Consider the following 18,932-nt stretch of genomic DNA (forward strand, 5'->3'; position numbering starts at 1 on the left):
TGCACCGCCAAAGTCGTTCGTCGTGGCCGATCGCCCGGAATTGCCTCAGCGTACGGCCGGGTCCATGCCACATACAGGGCGGTGACCTGCGGTGACGCGACTGTGACGTCTGGCCGCACCGTACGTCGTGGGGACCGCCCGGGTGGTGTCCGCACTGCCGTGCTGAGGCGTCCCGAAGGTGTCCGGCGTCTGGTGCATGGTCCCGGAACGAGCGGAGCGCATGGGCGCGCCAGGAGGTCAGGTCAGACAGATGACAAGCAGTGGAAAAACCCCGCCTCCCCGACGAGCGGGAGACGGGGTTCTTCTCGTGGAGCCTCCTGTCGGAATCGAACCGACGACCTTTTCATTACGAGTGAAACGCTCTACCGACTGAGCTAAGGAGGCGCGCACGTCGCCGTCGAGGACGGGATCAGTGCAGATGAAACTGTAGCAGAGAGCGCCGGGGCGTCCCCAATCCGGCCCGCACCGGTGCGTTGCGGACGTTCCCCGCGTGTTCATCCGCTCTTCGGCCGGGGCGCCTACCGGCTCCGCGGCGCGGGGCGCAGCATGGACGGACACGACGACGGGGCGGGCCGCTGGTGCTTCCCCGGAACAGGAGGGCCCCGGTGGGCGAGACGGCGCAGGACCTCGAGCTGGCGTTCCTGGACATGTCCGGGACCGTGTTCCACGACAACGGGATCATGGAGCGGGCCTTCGAGCGGACGGTGACCGGTCTGGGCGTCGACGCGGGCTCGGAGCGGTTCGGGCGGATGCTCGACCACGTCCGCGGCACCCTGGGGCAGTCGAAGGCCGGGGTGCTCGAGCAGCTCTTCGCCGCGGAGCCCGAGCGGGCGCGGCGGGCCGTGCGCGACTTCGAGCGTCACCTCGACGAACTCCTGGCCACGGAGGGCGTGTGCCCCGTCGAGGGCGCGGAGCAGGCGATCACGGAGCTGCGCGAGGCCGGGCTGCGGGTGTGCCTGGCCACCGGCTACAACCGGCACAGCATGAACACGATCCTGGAACGGCTGGGCTGGATGGGCCTCGCCGACCTCAGCCTGTGCCCCTCGGACGCGGGACGCGGACGGCCCTGGCCGGACATGGTCCTCACCGCGGTGCTGGCGCTGGACCTCGGCGACGTCCGCCGGGTCATGGTCGTCGGGGACACGGCAGCGGACATGCAGGCCGGCCTGCGCGCCGGGTCGGCCGCCGTCGTCGGGGTCCGCACGGGCGCGCACTCCGCCGACGCCCTGCGGGCGGCCGGTGCGCACGTCGTGGTGGACTCCGTCCGGGACCTCCCCGGTCTCGTCGGGGTGCCCCCGCTCCGGTCCGGCTGAGCCGCTGCCGCCCGGAGGGCCTTCCCGACACGCCGGCAGGACCTCGACCCGGTGCCCTGGCATGCTGGTCGGGGGTCGTCGGCTCGCCGCTCCCCGTCGTCGTCCGCCAGCACCTTTCCAGAGGACCCCATGGAACGCCCAGTCCCGTCCCCCCGCCGCTCGTGGCGGACCTCGCAGCGCGTGCTCCTCCTGGGGCTGCTGGTCTCGTTCGGGGTGCTCGGGCTGCTCGTCCTGCTGGCCGGGGTCCAGGCCGGGGTGAGTGCTCGGCACGGCCGGGCGGACCTGTGGCTGGAGGCCGCGGCGGTGACCGCCCCCGACGTCCGGGATCTGGCCCCGGGGCTCAGCTCGGAGGGCTACGACCTGGTCCACGTGGGCGTCACGGGGGCGGAGCCCTCGAGCATGGTCCTCTACGTGCTGACCCTGGCCCTGGGCACCGCGGTCTTCGCCGGCATCTGCTTCTTCCTCGCCTACCTGTGCCACCGCATCCACATCGGCAAGCCGTTCGAGCGGGTCCTGACCTCGGGGCTCGCGGTCTGCTCGCTCGCGCTCGTGGCACTGTCCCTGCTGGGCCCGTTCCTGTTCGCCGCGGCGCAGGGCAGGATCTTCGCCGACCTCGGGGTGGAGCTCGGCCGCGCGCCGTTCGTCAACGGCTACTCCTTCGGGGACAGCGACGGCGTGCTGCTGGTCGTCGGGGTGTTCCTCGGCCTGCTGGCACTGGCCTTCCGCGCGGGGGCCCGGTACCAGCGCGAGGCGCCGGCGGAGGTCTGACCGGACGCGCCCGGGCGCCGGCGCTCAGTCCGGCGCGGGCGGATCCAGGGAGACGACCGCGAGGAAGCCGCGGCCGGTGAGCTCGGGGCTTTCCGGCTCGGCGCCGCGCACGGTGTCGTGGACCCCGACGTCCTCCGTCGTCCCGCCCGCCGTCAGCACGGCACGGCCGGAGAGCAGTACCGCCAGCTGGTCCGCGAAGACCGGGTGCGGCCTTTTCCTGGACAGCTCGAGGACCACCACGTGCGCCCGGGCCGTCCCGCGCGCCGCCAGGACCTCGAGCGCGCGGACCGGGCCCGTGGGCAGTGCGGCGCCGACGGGCGCGTCGGCGGGGAGCCGGAAGGGCCGGTGCCGCTCCAGCCCCTGTTCCCGCCCGTCGACGTCGAGCACGAGCAGCTCGCCGTCGACGACGGTCAGCACGCGCTCCGCCCCTGCGGTGGCGGGCAGGACGCCGGGGCGCTCGAGGTCGAGCAGGGACACCGTCCAGCCGCCGCCGGGCGGGCCCCCGGCGGCGATCCGGCGCACCGGCCGGTCTCCGCTGCGGGTGACGGGCAGGTCGCCGGCGCGCAGCAGGACGGGGCCGGGAACGGGGGTCGGATCGGTCACGGGAGCCTCCGGTCGGGGGTCGCGGGCGGGATCAGGAACACGTCGTCCCCTCATCGGGCAGCTCGCCGTCGAGCAGGTAGGCGTCGACGGCGTCCTGCACGCACTCGTCGCCGGACGTGTAGGCCGTGTGGCCGTAGCTGTCGTAGGTCAGCAGCCGCGCGTTCTCCAGCTGCTCCACGAGGGCCTCGGACCAGTGGTGCGGGGTCGCGGGGTCGTGGGTGGTGCCCACGACCAGGATCGGGTCGGCGCCCGCCGCGTCCACCGGAGCCTGCTCCGCCGGCGCCGCCGGCCAGCCCTGGCAGGCGGCGGCGCCGTGGCCGAGGTAGGGACCGAAGGTCGGCGCGACCTGTTCGAGCTGCTCCTGATGGCGGGCCATCTGCTCGGCGGTGACCGTCTCGGCGGAGCGGTCGAGGCAGGTGACCGCCGTGAAGGCCATGGTGGTGTTGTTCGTGTACCGGCCCTCGGCGTCGCGCCCGTGGGTGGCGTCGGACAGGGCCAGCAGCCGGGAGAAGTCCCCGTCGAAGGCCTTCCCGAGGGCCTCGTTGAGCTGCGGGTAGCTCGTGGTCGTGTACAGCGGGGTCAGGATGCCCTCGACCACGTTCGTGGCGGTGACCCGGCGCCCGTCCGCCGCGGTCACGGTGCCCTCCTCGACCGAGGCGATGAGGTCCTGGATCCGGGCCGTCGCCTCGTCCACGCCCGACCCGTCGACCACGCAGCCGCGCATCTCGTCCTGGCACACTTGCACCCAGTGCCGCAGGTTCTCCTCGAAGCCCGCGGCCTGGTCCGCGGTGGCCTCCATGTCGCTGAGGGTGGGGTCCACGCCGCCGTCGAGCACGAGCCGCCCCACCCGCTCCGGGAACAGGTCGGCGTACACGGCGCCCAGGTGCGTGCCGTAGGAGAAGCCCAGGTAGGTGGTCCGCTCGTCGCCGAGGACCGCCCGCAGGACGTCCATGTCCCGGGCGGCGCTCGCGGTGTCCATCTCGGCCACCAGCTCGCCGGAGTTCTGCACGCACTGCGCACCGAGGCGCCCGTACTCCTCGCGGATCTCGTCCGCGGGCCGCGACTGCGGGTCGAACATCGGCTCGGCGCGCCACGCGTCCAGCTCGGCGTCGTCGAGGCACTCGATCCCCGCGGAGCGGCCCACGCCGCGCGGGTCGAAGCCCACCACGTCGTAGGCCCGCCGCACGTCGCGCGTGACCGTGTGCTCGGCGTAGAGCATCGCGTCCACTCCGGAGGCGCCGGGTCCGCCCGGGTTGATGAGCAGGCTGCCGCGGGCGTCCCCGTCGGCGGCCAGCCGGGACATCACCACGGTGGTGGTCTCCCCGGCGGGGTTCTCGTAGTCCAGGGGCACCTCGACCTCGGCACACCGGAGGTCGTCCTCCGCGCCGTTCGTCTGGACCTCGAACTCGCAGGCCCCCCAGTCGACCGCCTGGGTGTAGTACCGCTGGAGCTCCTCGGGAGCGCCCTCCACGACGGCGCCGCTCGCGCCCCCCGAGGTGGGGCCGGCCGTGGCGCCGGGGGACGAGCAGCCGCTCAGGAGCAGGCCCGCCGCGGTCAGCGCGGCCGCGGCGGGCAGGGAAACGCGGCGCGGTGACGCGGTGCGGCGGATCATGGGGCTCCTCGGGGGACGGGAGTCGGACGGGGTCAGAGGAGGGAGACGGCCATCGCCTCGAAGGCGAGCTGGGCGCTGACGTTGGTGCGGATCCGGTCGCGGGTCCGGCTGATCGCGTCGATGCGCTGCAGGGTCTGCTCGGGGGTCGCGTTGGACGCGTGGTCCTGCAGCTGCTGGGCCAGGTGCTCGTTGACCAGACCGGAGCCCGTGCGCAGCTGCAGGGTCAGGACGTCGCGGTAGAAGGTGGTGAGGTCGATGAGGAAGCGGTCGAGGGTGTCCGTCTGGATCCGCCGGGACCGCCGCTTCTGGTCCGCCTCGAGCCGGTTCAGGGCCCCGCGGATGGCCGGCGGGACCCGGCCCGACTCCGGGGCGCCGAGCGCCACGAGCAGCTGCTGGCGCTCCGACTCGTTGCGGGCCTCGGCGTCCGCCTGGGACTCCTCGACCGCGATCTTGTGCAGCCGGTCCGCGGCGCGCACGGCGTCCGGCACCCCGGAGAGCTTCAGCGGCATGGACACGACCTCCTGCCGCCGCGTCCGGGCGTCGTCGTAGAGGGCGAGCCGCTTGGCGATCCCCACGTGGGACTGGGCCAGCCGGGCGCTCTCCTGCGCGCGCTGCCGGGGCACCCCGTGCCGGCGGATGAGCAGCTCCGCCACGTCCTCCACCGCGGGCACCTTCAGGGTGGCGGGACGGCAGCGGGAGCGGATGGTCACGAGCACGTCCATCGGGCTCGGGGCGCACAGCAGCCAGATCGTGTTCGGCGGGGGCTCCTCGATGGCCTTGAGCATGACGTTCGAGGTGCGCTCCACCATCCGGTCGGCGTCCTCGATCACCATCACGCGCCAGCGGCCCACCGAGGGCCGGTCCTGGGCGCGGACCACGAGCTCCCGGGCCTCGTCGATGGTGATCTGCGGGTTCTCGGTGACGAAGTGGGTCAGGTCCGCGTGCGAGCTGGCCAGGACCGTGCGGCACGCGCGGCAGTGCCCGCAGCCGCGGTCCGCGGGGTCCTCCTGCTCGCACAGCAGCGCCGCCGCGAAGGCGAGGGCCGCGTTGGAGCGGCCGGAGCCGGGCGGGCCGGTGAACAGCCACGCGTGGGTGGGCCGGTCCTCCTGCGCGGCGCGGCGCAGCTGCGCCACCACGGCGTCCTGGCCGAGCAGCTGGTCCCACACGCTCACGACGCCGCCTCCGCGGCCGCGGCGGACCGGGGCAGCCCGGCGAGACGGTCCCGGACGGCGGCCGCGAGCTCCTCGGCCGGCCGGGTCGCGTCGAGCACGAGGTAGCGGCCCGGGTCCCGGCCCGCCAGCTCGAGGAAGGCCTCGCGGTTGGCGTCGTGGAAGGCGTCGGGCTCGAGCTCCAGGCGGTCGCCGGGGGTGCCGTCGCGGGCCTCACGGCGGGCGCGGCCCGTGCCGGCCGGGACGTCGAGGAGGACGGTGAGGTCCGGGACGAGCCCGCTGGTGGCCCAGGCGTTGAGCTCCGCGACGCGGTCCACCCCGAGGCCTCGGCCGGCGCCCTGGTAGGCGGCGGAGGAGTCGGCGAACCGGTCGCAGACCACGGTCCGCCCGGCGGCGAGGGCGGGGCGGATCAGCTGCTCGACGTGGGCGGCCCGGGCCGCCGCGAACAGCAGGGCCTCGGTGCGGGCGTCGACCGGGCCGTGCACCGGGTCGAGCACGAGGGCCCGCAGCCGCTCGCCCAGCGGGGTGCCCCCCGGCTCCCGGGTGCGCACGACGTCGTGCCCCTCCGCGCGCAGGGCGTCCGCGAGCCGGCTGGCCTGCGTGGACTTCCCGGCGCCGTCCCCGCCCTCGAACACGACGAAGACCCCGCGCCCGGACGGTGCGGGGGAGGACGGCGGAGCGGGAGCCGGTCGGGGAGTCACCCCCTCAGCCTATCGACCGCGGGGGACAGCGGGGGCCCGGCCGTCCGCCGCCGGGGAGCCGGCGGGCCGATAACCTGTGACCATGACTGCGCGTCCCGAGATCCCGCCCGCCCACTCCACCGCCTCCCTGCGCCCGGACACCGTGGTGGTGGCCGGCGGGCGGCCCGCCCCCGAGCACGACGCCCCGGTGGGGCCCTCCATCGTCCTGACCTCGACCTACCGGGGGGCCGGCGGCCTCGACGGCGCCGACCGCGCCTACGGGCGCTACACCAACCCCACGTGGGAGGACGTCGAGGAGGTCCTGGCCCGGCTCGAGCAGGCCCAGCAGCCCGGACTGCTCTACGCCTCGGGGCTGGCCGCGATCGCGTCCGTGCTCGCCCTGGTTCCGGCGGGCGGGTGCCTGGTCATGCCCCGGCACAGCTACCAGGGCTCCCTGGCCCTGGCCGCCGACCTCGAGTCCCGCGGCCTGCTGACGGTCGTCACCGTGGACGTCGCGGACACCGGGGAGGTGGTGGCCGCCCTCGACGCCGCGGACCTGCTCTGGCTCGAGAGCCCCACCAATCCCATGCTCGAGGTCGCCGACCTCCCGGCGCTGCTCGCGGCGGCCCGGGAGCGCGGCGTGCTCACGTGCGTGGACAACACCTTCGCGACGCCCCTCGTGCAGCGCCCGCTCGAGCACGGCGCCGACGTGGTGGTGCACTCCGTGACCAAGTACCTGGCCGGGCACTCCGACGTCGTCCTGGGGGCGGCCGTCACCTCCGACCCCGGCCTGCGGGACCGGCTGAAGGCGCACCGCTCGCTGCACGGGGCGATCCCCGGCCCCTTCGAGGCCTGGCTCGCGCTGCGGGGGATGCGCACCCTCGCGCTGCGGATCGAGCGCTCCTCGGCCAGCGCGGGGGAGCTCGCCCGCCGGCTGCAGGAGCACCCGGCCGTGCTGGAGGTCCGCTACCCGGGTCTGCCCGGGGACCCGGGGCACGAGCGTGCCGCCGCGCAGATGGACGGCTTCGGCTCCGTCGTGGCGATCGTGCCCGCCGGGGACGTCGGCGCCGTCGAGGCGGCGGTGGACGGCCTGCGCGTGTGGACCCCCGCGACCTCCCTCGGCGGCGTGGAGTCGCTGATCGAGCGCCGGCGCCGACACCACGAGGAGCCGCGCAGCGTGCCGGAGACGCTGCTGCGGCTGTCGGTGGGCATCGAGAACGTCGAGGACCTCTGGGAGGACCTCGACCGCGCCCTGCGCGCGATCGACCGGTAGGCTGGGCCTCGTGGATTATCCCTGGGTCTTCTCAATCGTGCGTCTCATCGACATCGCTCTCGCGCTGGTCGTCGCGGGCCTCGCCGTCTGGGCCTTCGTCGACTGCCTGTCCAAGGCGCCGGAGCAGTTCCAGCGCGCCTTCAAGCGCACCAAGGGCTTCTGGCTCGCGCTCACCGGGGGCTCCCTCGCGTTCACGGTGTTCACGCTGCTGCTGCTGAACCCCAGCCTGTTCATCCTGCTCATCGCGGGCACGGCCGTGGGTGTCTACCTGGCGGACGTCCGCCCGGCCGTGGGCCTGGAGTCCAAGGGCCCCAACAACTGGTGACCGGTCCCGGGGCGCCCGCTTGTCCTGCGCCGCCGGCCGGATGGAAGAATGGGGCCATGGCTACCGAATCAGCACCGCACAAGCTCGTCCTGCTCCGCCACGGACAGTCCGACTGGAACGAGAAGAACCTGTTCACCGGGTGGGTCGACGTGGACCTGACCGAGAAGGGGCGGGAGGAGGCCGTCCGCGGCGGCGAGCTGCTCGTCGAGAAGGGCATCGCCCCCGACGTCCTGCACACGTCCCTGCTCCGCCGGGCGATCTCCACCGCGCACCTGGCGCTGGACCGGGCGGACCGGCACTGGATCCCCGTCAAGCGGTCGTGGCGGCTCAACGAGCGCCACTACGGTGCGCTGCAGGGCAAGGACAAGAGCCAGATCCGCGAGGAGTACGGCGACGAGCAGTTCATGACCTGGCGCCGCTCCTACGACGTCCCGCCGCCCGAGCTGGAGGACGCCTCCGAGTTCTCGCAGGCCGGCGACCCGCGCTACGCGGACGTGGACGGCGCGCCCCGCACCGAGTGCCTCAAGGACGTCCTGGAGCGCTTCATGCCCTACTGGGAGCAGGAGATCGCCCCCGACCTGCAGGCCGGGAGGACGGTGCTCGTCGCGGCCCACGGCAACTCCCTGCGGGCGCTGGTGAAGCACCTCGACGACATCTCGGACCAGGACATCGCGGCATTGAACATCCCCACGGGCATCCCGCTCTACTACGAGCTGGACGAGGACCTGCGCCCGCTCGTGCACGGCGGCACCTACCTCGACCCGGAGGCCGCCGCGAGCTCGATCCAGGCGGTCGCCAACCAGGGCAAGAAGTAGCCCCGGCCGGCACCGGGCACGACCACCGGGCACGACGAAGGGCCGGTCCCGCCGCGCAGCGGCGGGACCGGCCCTTCGTCGTGCCCGGGCGCGGACGGCTCCGCGCCCGGGGCGGCGGTCACTCGCCGCCGTCGCGGCCCACGTGCCCGTGGCCGGTCGGGTGGTCGGAGCTGGCGGGGGCCCAGTCCCCGGTCACGAGGTAGGAGACCTTGCGGGTCACCGAGACGCCGTGGTCGCCGATCCGCTCGAGGTAGCGGGAGCACAGGGTGATGTCCACGGCGGAGGGCACCGGGCAGTCCCACGTCGGGGCGGCGAGCGCGTCGAACACGGACCGGTGCAGCTCGTTGACCTCGCCCTTGAGTGCGTAGATGTCGTCGGCGAGGGTGAGGTCGCGGGTCTGGAGCACCTGGATGACCCGGTCCACGATCTGCAGGTCGAGATCGAACATGCGGGTGAACGTCTCCACGAGCGGCTCGGGGATGACGGGGGCGGGGTAGCGCAGGCGCACGGCCTGGGCCAGGTGGCGGGCGAGGTCCCCGGCGCGCTCGAGGGAGGCGCTCATCCGCAGGGCGCCCACGATCATCCGCAGGTCCGAGGCCACGGGGCTCTGCAGGGCGAGGATGTCGATCGAGCGCTCGTCGAGGTCGTTCTGCAGGAAGTCGATCCGGGCGTCGTTGGAGATGACCTCCTCGGCGAGCTGGATGTCCGCGTCGAGGAGGGCGTCCTTGGCCCGGGCGAGGGCCTCGCGCACGAGCGTCGCGATCTGGATGAGCTCCTCCCCGACCTGGTGGAGTTCTGCCTGGAAAACCTTGCGCACGGATGCGTCCTTTCGAGATGCGGCACGTCCGCGGGCCCGCGGCCGGGGTGCGGCACGGAGCGGAACGGATGACGAGGGGGCTGGGTGCGAGCACACCCGCCGCCACGGTCACAGCCAGGGGTGAACTTTCGCTCATCCTAAGGTGAACGTTCGTTGAACCTGTAGCTCGTGACGCCGGGGGCGGCGTCCGGACCGCGGCGTGAGCCTAAGCTGGATCCGTGAGTCCAACTGCCATCGCCGTCGTCGCGGGTCTGCTCGGTTTCGCGCTGGGCGTGAGCGGTCTGATCGGCCTGCGGCTGAGCGGCCGCGGCCGCCGGGCGCACGCCGACGTCCAGGAGCCCACCCTGCCGGACGGCACCGCGGACGTGCTCGCCGTCATCGGCCGCGCCTACGTGGTGGTGGACGGCGTCGACGGCGTCGTGCGCGCCTCCCCGGCCGCCTACGCCTTCGGCCTGGTGCGGGGGCACACCGTGGTGCACGAGCAGATGCTGGAGATGATCCGCCGGGCCCGGCGCAGCGGCGTGATCGAGGAGCGGCGCGTCGAGCTGACCCGTGGGCCCTTCCAGACCGGAACCGTGGTGCTCGACGTCCGGGTCGCGCCCATCGCGGAGGAGTACATCCTGCTCCTCGCCGACGACCAGACGGAGATCGCCCGGGCCCAGTCGATCCGCAACGACTTCGTCGCCAACGTCTCGCACGAGCTGAAGACCCCCGTGGGGGCGATCGGGCTGCTCGCCGAGGCGATCGAGGGCGCGGCGGAGGACGAAGAGGCCGTGCGCCGCTTCGCCCAGCGGCTGCACAAGGAGTCCGCCCGGCTGACCGCCCTGGTGCAGGACATCATCGAGCTCTCCCGCCTGCAGAGCGCGGACGTCGTCACCGAGGGGCGGCCCGTGGACCTCAACCAGGTCATCGCCGACGCCGTGGACCGCAACCGGTTCCCGGCCGAGAACAAGAGGATCGAGCTGCTGGTGGGCGGCCACGTCAGCCGGCCCGTCTTCGGCGATCCCGACCTGCTCGTCACGGCGCTGCGCAACCTCATCGACAACGCGGTGCACTACTCCCCGGAGGGCACGCGCGTGGGCGTCGGCGTCCGCGAGCGCGACGGCATGGCGCAGATCTCGGTCACCGACCAGGGACCGGGCATCCCCGAGGACGAGCAGGACCGGATCTTCGAGCGCTTCTACCGCGTGGACGTGGCCCGCTCCCGGCGCACGGGCGGGACCGGACTGGGCCTGAGCATCGTCAAGCACGTCATGTCCCAGCACGGCGGCGAGGCGAGCGTGTGGTCGCAGCCGGGCCGCGGATCGACGTTCACGCTGAGCATCCCCCAGATCGAGGGCGCCGACGACGCCGAGGACCCCGCTGCGGCGGCTCCCGGCGGGTCCGCCCGACCGGCGCCGGTGCAGGCGCCACCCGCCCCCCTGACCACGACCCCACGGACGGGCGCCTCCGCGGCGCCCGCCGGGAGCACGGAGGACCGACAGTGACCCGCATCCTGATCGTCGAGGACGAGGAATCCCTCAGCGACCCCCTCTCCTACCTGCTGGGGAAGGAGGGGTTCGAGGTGCAGGTCGTGGACAACGGCGTCGACGCCGTGACGGAGTTCGACCGGGCCGGGGCCGACCTGATGCTGCTGGACCTCATGCTCCCCGGGCAGTCCGGCACCGAGGTGTGCCGGCAGGTGCGGCAGCGCTCCTCGGTGCCGATCATCATGCTCACCGCCAAGGACGCCGAGATCGACAAGGTGGTGGGGCTGGAGCTGGGCGCCGACGACTACGTCACCAAGCCCTACTCCTCGCGCGAGCTCGTGGCCCGGATCCGGGCGGTGCTGCGACGCCAGGCGGAGCCCGAGGAGCTCGTCACGGCCACCGTGCAGGCCGGTCCGGTGCGGATGGACGTGGAGCGCCACGTGGTCAGCGTCAGCGGGGAGCAGGTCGCCATGCCGCTCAAGGAGTTCGAGCTGCTGGAGATGCTCCTGCGCAACGCGGGGCGCGTGCTGACCCGCGGGCAGCTCATCGACCGGGTCTGGGGCTCGGACTACGTGGGGGACACCAAGACCCTCGACGTCCACGTCAAGCGGCTGCGCTCGAAGATCGAGCCCGACCCCTCCGCCCCCCGGCACCTCGTCACCGTGCGGGGCCTGGGCTACAAGTTCGAGGCCTGAGCGGGGCGGCCGGACGGCGAAGGGCCCGGGACCCCGAGGGGTCCCGGGCCCTTCCCGTGCGGGGGAGCGTCAGTGGCCGCCGCCCTGCGCGTCCTCCTCGCCGGAGGCGCTGCCCGTCCCGGTGGCGCTGCCCTCGGAGCCGTGGAGCTCCTCGCCGCCGCCCTCGCCGACGTGACCGTCGACGGCCCCGGGCGTGTTCGACGGGTTGGCCGGGGTGGACGGGGCCCCGCCGGGGATGAACTCGGCGTAGCGCGGGAAGGTGTGGTCGAGCACCGGCACGGACTTGGTCACGGACTCCCCCGCGGCCCGGATCTCGGTCTCGACCATGCGGCCGGGGATGGCCCCGGCGGGGTCGAGGATCACGGGGTCGGTCTCCTCGAGCATCACGGTGGTCCCGGAGGGAACAGCGATCTCGCCCGTGGCGGCGCCCGTGTCGACCGTGACGGTGATGTCCTGCTCGGCGTTGTTGGTGAGGCTGCCCAGGAGGCGGCCCTCGGTGTCGGCGTCCTCGGCCACGATGAGCAGGTTGGTGACCTTGAGCTCGCCCATCTCCACCACGATGCCGTCCGCCGGCGCGTACCCCACCTCGGCGGTGGCCACCGGGTTGATGGCACTGCACCCGGTGGCGGTGAGCAGGGCGGCCACGGCGGCGGCACTGAGGCCTGCGCGCTTCAGGGACTTGCGGGCGGCGATCTTCACGGCGCGTACTCCTCGGGAGCTCAGGACGGTGTCCCGGCCAGCTTATCCGTTTGCCGACGGATCGTCCGCATCGCCGGGTCGCGGGCGGCCGGTGGGCCGGATCGGCGAATCCTACACCGTGTTAGAATGGACATTCTGAAAGGGGTATTTCCATATGGTTTTTGAGGTTGGCGAGACGGTTGTCTATCCGCACCACGGCGCGGCGACCATCGAGGAGATCAAGACTCGCACCGTCAAGGGCGAAGAGAAGATGTATCTCAAGCTCAAGGTGACCCAGGGCGATCTGGTCATCGAGGTCCCCGCGGAGAACGTGGACCTGGTGGGCGTGCGGGACGTCGTCGACGAGGACGGACTGAAGAAGGTCATCTCGGTCCTGCAGGCGAAGGACACCGAGGAGGCCAGCAACTGGTCCCGGCGCTACAAGGCCAACCTCGAGAAGCTCGCCTCGGGCGACGTGCTGAAGGTCGCCGAGGTCGTGCGCGACCTGTGGCGCCGCGACCGCGACCGCGGTCTCTCGGCAGGGGAGAAGCGGATGCTGACGAAGGCCCGCCAGATCCTCACCTCCGAGCTCGCCCTCGCCAAGAAGATCGACGAGGAAGAGGCCGAGAAGCGCCTCGACGACATCCTGGCGTCCTGACCTCCCCGTGACCGGGAACGGACCACGATCCACGACGGCGGACCCGCCCTCCTCGAAGGGCGGGTTCGCCGTCGTCGTCGTGGCGGCCGGTTCCGGCACCCGGCTCGGGCACGGCATCCCCAAGGCCCTGGTCCCCCTCGGCGGTCGGACCCTCCTCGAGCACGCCCTGCGCGGCGTCGCCGAGGCGGGGATCGCGGACCGCGTGCTGGTGACGGTCCCCGCGGGGGACGTCGAGCTGTCCGCCCTGGCCCGCAGGCACGGCGCGCTGCCCGTCACGGGCGGGGCCTCCCGCACGGCGTCGGTCCGGGCGGCCCTGGCCGAGCTCGGGCGCACCGGCCCCTCCTGCGCCGGGGTGCTGGTCCACGACGCCGCGCGGTGCCTGACTCCGCCCACGGTCTTCCGGTCCGTGGCGCAGCACGTCCGTTCCGGCGGTCGCGCCGTGGTGCCCGTGCTCCCCGTCGCGGACACCATGCGCCGGGTCGACGAGACGGGCCGCTCCCTCGGGACCGTGGACCGCACCGCACTGCGCGCGGTGCAGACCCCCCAGGGCTTCGACCTCGCCCTGCTGCGGGCGGTCGACCTCGCCGCGGCCGAGGCCGGCGTGGACCCGGAGACCGTCACGGACGACGCCTCGCTCGTCGAGGCGCACGCCCCGGACGTCGTCGTCCGGACGGTCCCGGGGCACGAGCACGCCTTCAAGATCACCCGGCCCCTCGACCTCGTGCTGGCGGAGGCCGTGCTCCGGGACCGCGCCCCCGGCACGGCCGGCACGGTCTCCGTCGCCGCGGGCCCCCCGTCCGTGACCGCCACCTCCCAGGAGCGCTGAACCCGTGAACCTGCCCCGCACCGGCATCGCCGTGGACGTCCACGCCTTCGGGCCGGAGGGCACCCCCCTGTGGGTGGCCGGGCTGGAATGGCCGGGGGAGCGGGGCCTCGCCGGGCACTCGGACGGCGACGTCGTGGCGCACGCGGCCGCCGACGCGCTGTTCTCCGCGTCCGGCACCGGGGACCTCGGCTCCAACTTCGGCGTGGACCGTCCCGGGATGCAGGGGGCCTCCGGCGTGCGGATCCTCGCCGAGGCGGCCCGGATCGTGCGGGACGCCGGCTTCGAGATCGGCAACGTCGCCGTGCAGCTGATCGGCGAGCGGCCGCGCTTCGCGCCCCGCCGGGCCGAGGCCGAGGCCGCCCTCAGCGCGGCGGCCGGCGCCCCCGTGACGGTCAGCGCCACGACGTCGGACCACCTCGGGTTCCCCGGCCGGGGCGAGGGCCTCGCGGCCGTGGCCACGGCACTGGTCGTCGCCGCGGACGCGGGCGGGGCCTGACCGGCCCGCCACCGCCCGCCCTTATGATGGGCCGTGTGACTCTGCGCTTCTACGACACCGCCACCGCCACCGTGCGGGACTTCGAGCCCGTCCACCCCGGTGAGGCCCGTCTGTACTACTGCGGTGCCACCGTCCAGGGCATGCCGCACATCGGGCACGTGCGCTCCGCGCTCGTGTTCGACCAGCTCGCGCGCTGGCTGGACTTCCGCGGCTACCGGGTCACCACCGTGCGCAACGTCACCGACATCGACGACAAGATCCTCGCCAACGCCGCGGCCTCGTTCGCCGTCGACTACGCCGGCGACCACCCCCGCGAGCAGTGGTGGGCGCTGGCCTACCGGTTCGAGCAGGTCTTCAACGCCGCCTACGACGCCATCGGCATCGCCCGGCCCACCTACGAGCCCCGCGCCACGGGCCACGTCCCGGAGATGCACGCCCTCATCCGGGCCCTGGTCGACGCCGGCCACGCCTATCCCGCCCCGGACGGCTCCGGGGACGTCTACTTCGACGTCCGCTCCTGGCAGCGCTACGGGGAGCTCACCCACCAGTCGGTGGACGACATGCAGGACGCCCCCGACGCCGACCCGCGCGGCAAGCGCGATCCCCGCGACTTCGCCCTGTGGAAGGGGCACAAGGCCGGCGAGCCCGAGACGGCACGGTGGGACTCGCCGTGGGGCGCGGGCCGGCCCGGCTGGCACCTCGAGTGCTCCGCGATGGCCGGGAAGTACCTCGGGGACTCCTTCGACATCCACGGCGGCGGCCTCGACCTGCGCTTCCCCCACCACGAGAACGAGCTCGCCCAGTCCGCCGCGGCCGGGCAGGACTTCGCCAGCTTCTGGCTGCACAACGGCCTGGTCACCTACGCGGGCGAGAAGATGTCCAAGTCGATCGGCAACACGGTCTCCCCGGCGGACATGCTCGCCGAGGCCCGACCGCTGGCCGTGCGCTACTACCTGGGCCAGGCCCACTACCGCTCCGTGCTGGACTACCGGCCCACCTCGCTGACCGAGTCGGCCGCCGCCGTCGAGCGCGTGGAGTCCTTCCTGCGCAGCGCCGTAGAGTCGGGCGTCGACCCCGACTGGACCCCGGACGACGTGCCGCAGGCCTTCCGGGACGCCATGGACGACGACCTCAACGTCCCCCAGGCCCTCGCGGCCCTGCACGAGTCCGTGCGGGCGGGCAACTCCGCGCTCGCGGAGGGCCGGGACCCGGCCGCGCCCGCCCGCGCCGTCCGGGCCATGACCGACGTCCTGGGACTGACCGGGCTCATGGACCTCGGCGGAGCCGCGGGCAACGCCGCCGAGCACGCCGCCCTCGACGTCCTCGTGCGCTCCCTGCTGGCCCAGCGCGAGCAGGCCCGCGCCGCCAAGGACTGGACGCGGGCCGACGCCATCCGGGACGAGCTCTCCGCGGCCGGCGTCGCGGTCCGCGACGGCGCCGACGGCGCCGCCTGGTCCGTGGCCTGAGCCGCCCCCACCACCCCGACCGAACAGAGGAACCCATGCCAGCCCCCAAGCAGCGCCCCGGCGCGATCCGCAAGAACAAGAAGGGCCCCCTGGTCGGCACCGGCGGCCACGGCCGCAAGGCCCTCGAAGGGCGGGGACCCACCCCCAAGGCGGAGGACCGCCCGTACCACAAGGCGCACAAGATGAAGAAGGCCGCCGAGCGCCGTCAGGGCTCGGGCGGGCGCACCGCGACCCGCACCCGCGGCAAGGTCCAGGAGGACCTCGTGACCGGGCGGAACTCGGTGGTCGAGGCGCTGCGCGCGGAGGTCCCCGCGAAGGCCCTGCACGCGGCCAGCAAGATCGACGTCGACGACCGCGTCCGCGAGATCCTGCAGATCTGCGCGGAGCGGGGGATCACGATCCTCGAGGCCTCGAAGGCCGAGCTCGACCGGCTGACCAGCGACGCCGTGCACCAGGGCGTGGCCCTGCAGGTGCCCGCCTACGAGTACCAGGACGCGGTGGACACCGCCCGCAAGCTCATGACCCAGTGGGAGAAGCGGCACATCCGCCGGCCCCCGCTGATGGTGGCCCTCGACGGGATCACGGACCCCCGCAACCTCGGCGCCATCATCCGCAGCGTCTCCGCGTTCTCGGGCAATGCCGTGATCGTCCCCGAGCGCCGCTCCGTGGGTGTCACCGCCTCCGCCTGGAAGACCAGCGCCGGCGCCGCCGCCCGTGTGCCCGTGGCGAAGGCGGCCAACCTCAACCGCACGCTCGAGGAGCTCAAGGGCATGGGCTACTTCGTGGTCGGCCTCGACGGGGACGGCGACGTCGAGCTGCCCGGCCTCGAGCTCGCCACCGAACCGCTCGTCGTCGTGGTCGGTTCCGAGGGCAAGGGCCTGTCCCGCCTGGTCACCGAGAACTGCGACCAGATCGTCTCCATCCCCATCGACTCCACGATGGAGTCCCTCAACGCCTCGATGGCCGTGGGCATCACCCTGTACGAGGTGTCACGACGCCGTGCTGGTTCCTGAGCCCCGGCGGCAGGACACCGATCGGCCCTACGTCTCCCAGCCCTACCCGCTCGGCGTGCACCCCTCGCACGAGCGGGACGGCAGCGCCAACGTGGCCGTCTACGCCCCGGGGGTGCCCGACCTCGACATCGTCTTCCGGCTGCCCGGCGGGCGCTGGCAGCGGCGACGGCTCACGGGCCGCACCGGCGGGGTGCACCACGGGACGGTCCCGCCGGCCGAGCAGCAGCGGCTCTCGGAGACGGGCTTCGGCTACATGCTGCACCGGGACGAGGCCCCCGCCCTGCCCGCCGGCACCGAGTACGGCTTCGTGCCGGCGGACTCCCCGGTGGCCGCCCGCCACCGCTCCCCGGACCCCTCCGACCAGCAGATCCTGCTCGACCCCTACGGCAAGGGGCTGCGCCGGGTGGCCCCGCCGCACGACGTCGAGGACCCCGGTCCCGACGCCTACGGGGGGCGCTACGTCTCCGTGGTCGCCCAGCAGGACTTCGACTGGGACGAGGACCGGCCGCCGGCCACCCCGTGGCGCGACACCGTCATCTACGAGGCGCACGTCAAGGGGCTCACCGCCCTGCACCCCGACGTCCCGGAGCACCTCCGGGGCACGTACGCGGGGCTCGCCCACCCGGCGATGACCGAGTACCTCACCTCGCTGGGCGTCACGGCCGTGGAGCTGCTGCCCGTGCACGCCCACCTGGACGAGCCGCACCTCACCGGTCTGGGGCTGAGCAACTACTGGGGCTACAACACGCTGGGCTTCTTCGCCCCGCACGCCGCCTACGCCACCGAGGCCGCCCGGGCCCGGGGCGCCCAGGGCGTGCTGGACGAGTTCAAGGCCATGGTCCGGGACCTGCACCGCGCCGGCCTCGAGGTCTACCTCGACGTCGTCTACAACCACACGGCCGAGGCCGGGCAGGACGAGCCCGCCTACTGCTGGCGGGGCCTCGGCGACGAGGCGTACTACCGGCACGGCGACGACGGCCGCTACGTGGACGTGACCGGGTGCGGCAACTCGGTGAACTTCGGCAACCCGCGCGTCGTGCAGATGGCCCTGGACTCCCTGCGCTACTGGGTCGAGCGCTGCCACGTGGACGGGTTCCGCTTCGACCTCGCCCCCGAGCTGGCCCGCGACGAGCGCCACCGCTTCACCCGCAACCACCCCTTCCTGGTGGCCGTCAACGCGGACCCGGCCCTGTTCGGCACCAAGCTCATCGCCGAGCCCTGGGACGTGGGCATGGGCGGCTGGCAGACCGGGCACTTCCCCGAGGGCTGGGCCGACTGGAACGACCGCTTCCGGGACACCGTCCGCGACTTCTGGCTCACCGGCCCGCGCAGCATGAGCCTGGGCGGGGACGGGGGCAACGCCTCCCGCCTGGCGGGGGCGCTCGCCGGGTCCGCGGACCTGTTCGCCGCCTCCGGGCGCAGCGCCCTGGCCTCCGTGAACTTCGTGACCGCCCACGACGGCTTCACCCTGGCGGACCTCGTCTCCTACGACAACAAGCACAACCAGGCCAACCTCGAGAAGAACCGGGACGGCACCAACGACAACCACTCCTGGAACCACGGCGTCGAGGGTCCCGCGCGGGACGTGCGGATCCGGGCCGACCGCGCGCAGACGGCCCGCAACGTCATGGCCACCCTGCTGTTCTCCCAGGGCGTGCCGATGATCACGGCCGGCGACGAGTTCGGCCGCAGCCAGCGCGGGAACAACAACGCCTACTGCCAGGACAACGCGCTCTCCTGGGTGGACTGGCACCACACCCCGGCGCACCGCGCGATGCTCGCCGCGACCCGGTCCCTGGTGGCCGTGCGGGGAGAGTTCCTGGCCGGGCAGCCCTCCCACTTCCCGACCCGGCCGGACGAGGTGATGATGCACTGGTTCGGTCCGGACGGGACGCCCATGACCGCGGCCTGCTGGCAGGCCCCCGGCGCCCGGACCATCCAGGTGCTCATCGGCTCCCGCGGCGGGCGCGTCTCGGGGCTGATGGTCGTCAACGGGGCGAGCGCCGACATGGCGATCACGTTCCCGGACGTGGCGCAGCTCCTGCTGCCCGAGGAGGAGGACGGGCACCCCCTGCGTCGGGCCGAGGGCGTCTACTCCCTGGTGCACAGCACGGCCTCGGTCCTGCACGGGCGCTACGGCGCCCGCTACCGGGCCGGCCGGCTGCAGGGGGTCCCCGCCAACTCGGTCACCCTGTTCCGGGTGCACTGAGCCGCACCGGGCCGGGCGCACCGGGGCCGGGCGACCAGGGACCGCAC

19 protein-coding genes and 1 tRNA gene are annotated in these 18,932 nt (G+C 73.7%); 13 read left to right on the forward strand and 7 right to left on the reverse strand.

Translation table 11 applies throughout. The features are described 5' to 3' along the window. Nucleotides 1-308: 308 nt before the first annotated feature. A tRNA-Thr gene (locus RE027_RS11985) sits at nucleotides 309-384 on the reverse strand. 221 nt (nucleotides 385-605) lie between these two features. On the opposite strand from RE027_RS11985, the gene RE027_RS11990 reads away from it, so the two are divergent. Both RE027_RS11990 and RE027_RS11995 read left to right on the forward strand, forming a co-directional pair. Further along, nucleotides 606-1,313 carry an HAD-IA family hydrolase gene (locus tag RE027_RS11990; RefSeq protein WP_368808498.1) on the forward strand — a complete coding sequence of 236 codons (708 nt, stop codon included), beginning with the start codon at nucleotides 606-608 and terminating at the stop codon, nucleotides 1,311-1,313. Nucleotides 1,314-1,442: 129 nt separating this feature from the next. Further along, on the forward strand, nucleotides 1,443-2,081 hold the full coding sequence (locus RE027_RS11995) for a hypothetical protein (RefSeq protein ID WP_368808499.1): 639 nt from the start codon (nucleotides 1,443-1,445) through the stop codon (nucleotides 2,079-2,081). Nucleotides 2,082-2,105: 24 nt separating this feature from the next. Here RE027_RS11995 and RE027_RS12000 read toward each other — a convergent pair whose 3' ends face one another. Genes RE027_RS12000 through tmk form a run of 4 tightly spaced genes read right to left on the reverse strand, consistent with a single transcriptional unit; the run spans nucleotide 2,106 to nucleotide 6,166 of the window. Next, on the reverse strand, nucleotides 2,106-2,684 hold the full coding sequence (locus RE027_RS12000) for a HutD family protein (RefSeq protein WP_368808500.1): 579 nt from the start codon (nucleotides 2,682-2,684) through the stop codon (nucleotides 2,106-2,108). A 31-nt stretch (nucleotides 2,685-2,715) separates the two neighbouring features. Then, entirely contained in the window at nucleotides 2,716-4,296 is a 1,581-nt protein-coding gene (locus tag RE027_RS12005; RefSeq protein WP_368808501.1) for an alpha/beta hydrolase, read from the reverse strand. Between the two features lie 32 nt (nucleotides 4,297-4,328). Continuing rightward, complete coding sequence (locus RE027_RS12010; protein WP_368808502.1) at nucleotides 4,329-5,468, reverse strand: DNA polymerase III subunit delta'; 1,140 nt, start codon at nucleotides 5,466-5,468, stop codon at nucleotides 4,329-4,331. After that, nucleotides 5,465-6,166 carry a dTMP kinase gene (tmk, locus tag RE027_RS12015; protein WP_368808503.1) on the reverse strand — a complete coding sequence of 234 codons (702 nt, stop codon included), beginning with the start codon at nucleotides 6,164-6,166 and terminating at the stop codon, nucleotides 5,465-5,467. The genes RE027_RS12010 and tmk overlap by 4 nt, the downstream gene beginning before the upstream one ends. Before the next feature lie 82 nt (nucleotides 6,167-6,248). Between tmk and RE027_RS12020 the strand changes: the two genes are divergently transcribed. From RE027_RS12020 to RE027_RS12030, 3 genes are read left to right on the forward strand one after another with little or no spacing between them, the layout of a single operon-like run. Next, complete coding sequence (locus tag RE027_RS12020; RefSeq protein ID WP_368808504.1) at nucleotides 6,249-7,418, forward strand: trans-sulfuration enzyme family protein; 1,170 nt, start codon at nucleotides 6,249-6,251, stop codon at nucleotides 7,416-7,418. 10 nt (nucleotides 7,419-7,428) lie between these two features. Next, nucleotides 7,429-7,743 (forward strand): DUF2516 family protein, encoded by a 315-nt coding sequence (locus tag RE027_RS12025; RefSeq protein WP_368808505.1) that lies wholly within the window; start codon nucleotides 7,429-7,431, stop codon nucleotides 7,741-7,743. Nucleotides 7,744-7,799: 56 nt separating this feature from the next. Continuing rightward, nucleotides 7,800-8,558, forward strand: a complete 759-nt coding sequence (locus RE027_RS12030; RefSeq protein WP_368808506.1) for a phosphoglyceromutase — start codon at nucleotides 7,800-7,802, stop codon at nucleotides 8,556-8,558. Between the two features lie 118 nt (nucleotides 8,559-8,676). On the opposite strand, the gene phoU is transcribed toward RE027_RS12030, so the two are convergent. Continuing rightward, nucleotides 8,677-9,375 carry a phosphate signaling complex protein PhoU gene (gene phoU, locus RE027_RS12035; protein WP_368808507.1) on the reverse strand — a complete coding sequence of 233 codons (699 nt, stop codon included), beginning with the start codon at nucleotides 9,373-9,375 and terminating at the stop codon, nucleotides 8,677-8,679. Between the two features lie 218 nt (nucleotides 9,376-9,593). Between phoU and RE027_RS12040 the strand changes: the two genes are divergently transcribed. Beyond that, nucleotides 9,594-10,862: a sensor histidine kinase gene (locus RE027_RS12040; protein ID WP_368808508.1), complete on the forward strand. Its 1,269-nt coding sequence runs from the start codon at nucleotides 9,594-9,596 to the stop codon at nucleotides 10,860-10,862. After that, complete coding sequence (locus RE027_RS12045) at nucleotides 10,859-11,539, forward strand: winged helix-turn-helix domain-containing protein (protein ID WP_368808509.1); 681 nt, start codon at nucleotides 10,859-10,861, stop codon at nucleotides 11,537-11,539. The genes RE027_RS12040 and RE027_RS12045 overlap by 4 nt, the downstream gene beginning before the upstream one ends. Nucleotides 11,540-11,608: 69 nt before the next feature. Here the strand turns inward: RE027_RS12045 and RE027_RS12050 are convergent, their stop codons facing one another. Further along, on the reverse strand, nucleotides 11,609-12,238 hold the full coding sequence (locus tag RE027_RS12050) for a hypothetical protein (protein WP_368808510.1): 630 nt from the start codon (nucleotides 12,236-12,238) through the stop codon (nucleotides 11,609-11,611). Between the two features lie 154 nt (nucleotides 12,239-12,392). Here RE027_RS12050 and RE027_RS12055 point away from each other — a divergent pair, with 154 nt between their 5' ends. From RE027_RS12055 to glgX, 6 genes are read left to right on the forward strand one after another with little or no spacing between them, the layout of a single operon-like run. After that, nucleotides 12,393-12,875 carry a CarD family transcriptional regulator gene (locus tag RE027_RS12055; RefSeq protein WP_017831963.1) on the forward strand — a complete coding sequence of 161 codons (483 nt, stop codon included), beginning with the start codon at nucleotides 12,393-12,395 and terminating at the stop codon, nucleotides 12,873-12,875. Nucleotides 12,876-12,882: 7 nt separating this feature from the next. Further along, entirely contained in the window at nucleotides 12,883-13,701 is an 819-nt protein-coding gene (gene ispD / locus RE027_RS12060) for a 2-C-methyl-D-erythritol 4-phosphate cytidylyltransferase (RefSeq protein WP_368808511.1), read from the forward strand. A 4-nt stretch (nucleotides 13,702-13,705) separates the two neighbouring features. Further along, on the forward strand, nucleotides 13,706-14,197 hold the full coding sequence (ispF, locus tag RE027_RS12065; protein WP_368808512.1) for a 2-C-methyl-D-erythritol 2,4-cyclodiphosphate synthase: 492 nt from the start codon (nucleotides 13,706-13,708) through the stop codon (nucleotides 14,195-14,197). A gap of 35 nt (nucleotides 14,198-14,232) precedes the next feature. Beyond that, nucleotides 14,233-15,663: a cysteine--tRNA ligase gene (gene cysS / locus RE027_RS12070; protein WP_368808513.1), complete on the forward strand. Its 1,431-nt coding sequence runs from the start codon at nucleotides 14,233-14,235 to the stop codon at nucleotides 15,661-15,663. 35 nt (nucleotides 15,664-15,698) lie between these two features. Then, complete coding sequence (gene rlmB, locus RE027_RS12075) at nucleotides 15,699-16,676, forward strand: 23S rRNA (guanosine(2251)-2'-O)-methyltransferase RlmB (RefSeq protein WP_368808514.1); 978 nt, start codon at nucleotides 15,699-15,701, stop codon at nucleotides 16,674-16,676. Beyond that, nucleotides 16,663-18,885 (forward strand): glycogen debranching protein GlgX, encoded by a 2,223-nt coding sequence (glgX, locus tag RE027_RS12080; RefSeq protein WP_368808515.1) that lies wholly within the window; start codon nucleotides 16,663-16,665, stop codon nucleotides 18,883-18,885. The genes rlmB and glgX overlap by 14 nt, the downstream gene beginning before the upstream one ends. The last annotated feature ends 47 nt before the right edge of the window (nucleotides 18,886-18,932 follow it).

Origin of the sequence: Kocuria sabuli (assembly GCF_040981185.1) — a bacterium.
Lineage (GTDB): Bacteria > Actinomycetota > Actinomycetes > Actinomycetales > Micrococcaceae > Kocuria > Kocuria sabuli.

Coding starts and splice junctions, on each gene's coding strand:
- rlmB (WP_368808514.1), top strand. CDS start 15,699: ATGCCAGCCCCCAAGCAGCGCCCCGGCGCGATCCGCAAGAACAAGAAG.
- RE027_RS12020 (WP_368808504.1), top strand. CDS start 6,249: ATGACTGCGCGTCCCGAGATCCCGCCCGCCCACTCCACCGCCTCCCTG.
- RE027_RS11995 (WP_368808499.1), top strand. CDS start 1,443: ATGGAACGCCCAGTCCCGTCCCCCCGCCGCTCGTGGCGGACCTCGCAG.
- RE027_RS12005 (WP_368808501.1), bottom strand. CDS start 4,296: ATGATCCGCCGCACCGCGTCACCGCGCCGCGTTTCCCTGCCCGCCGCG.
- RE027_RS12055 (WP_017831963.1), top strand. CDS start 12,393: ATGGTTTTTGAGGTTGGCGAGACGGTTGTCTATCCGCACCACGGCGCG.
- RE027_RS12030 (WP_368808506.1), top strand. CDS start 7,800: ATGGCTACCGAATCAGCACCGCACAAGCTCGTCCTGCTCCGCCACGGA.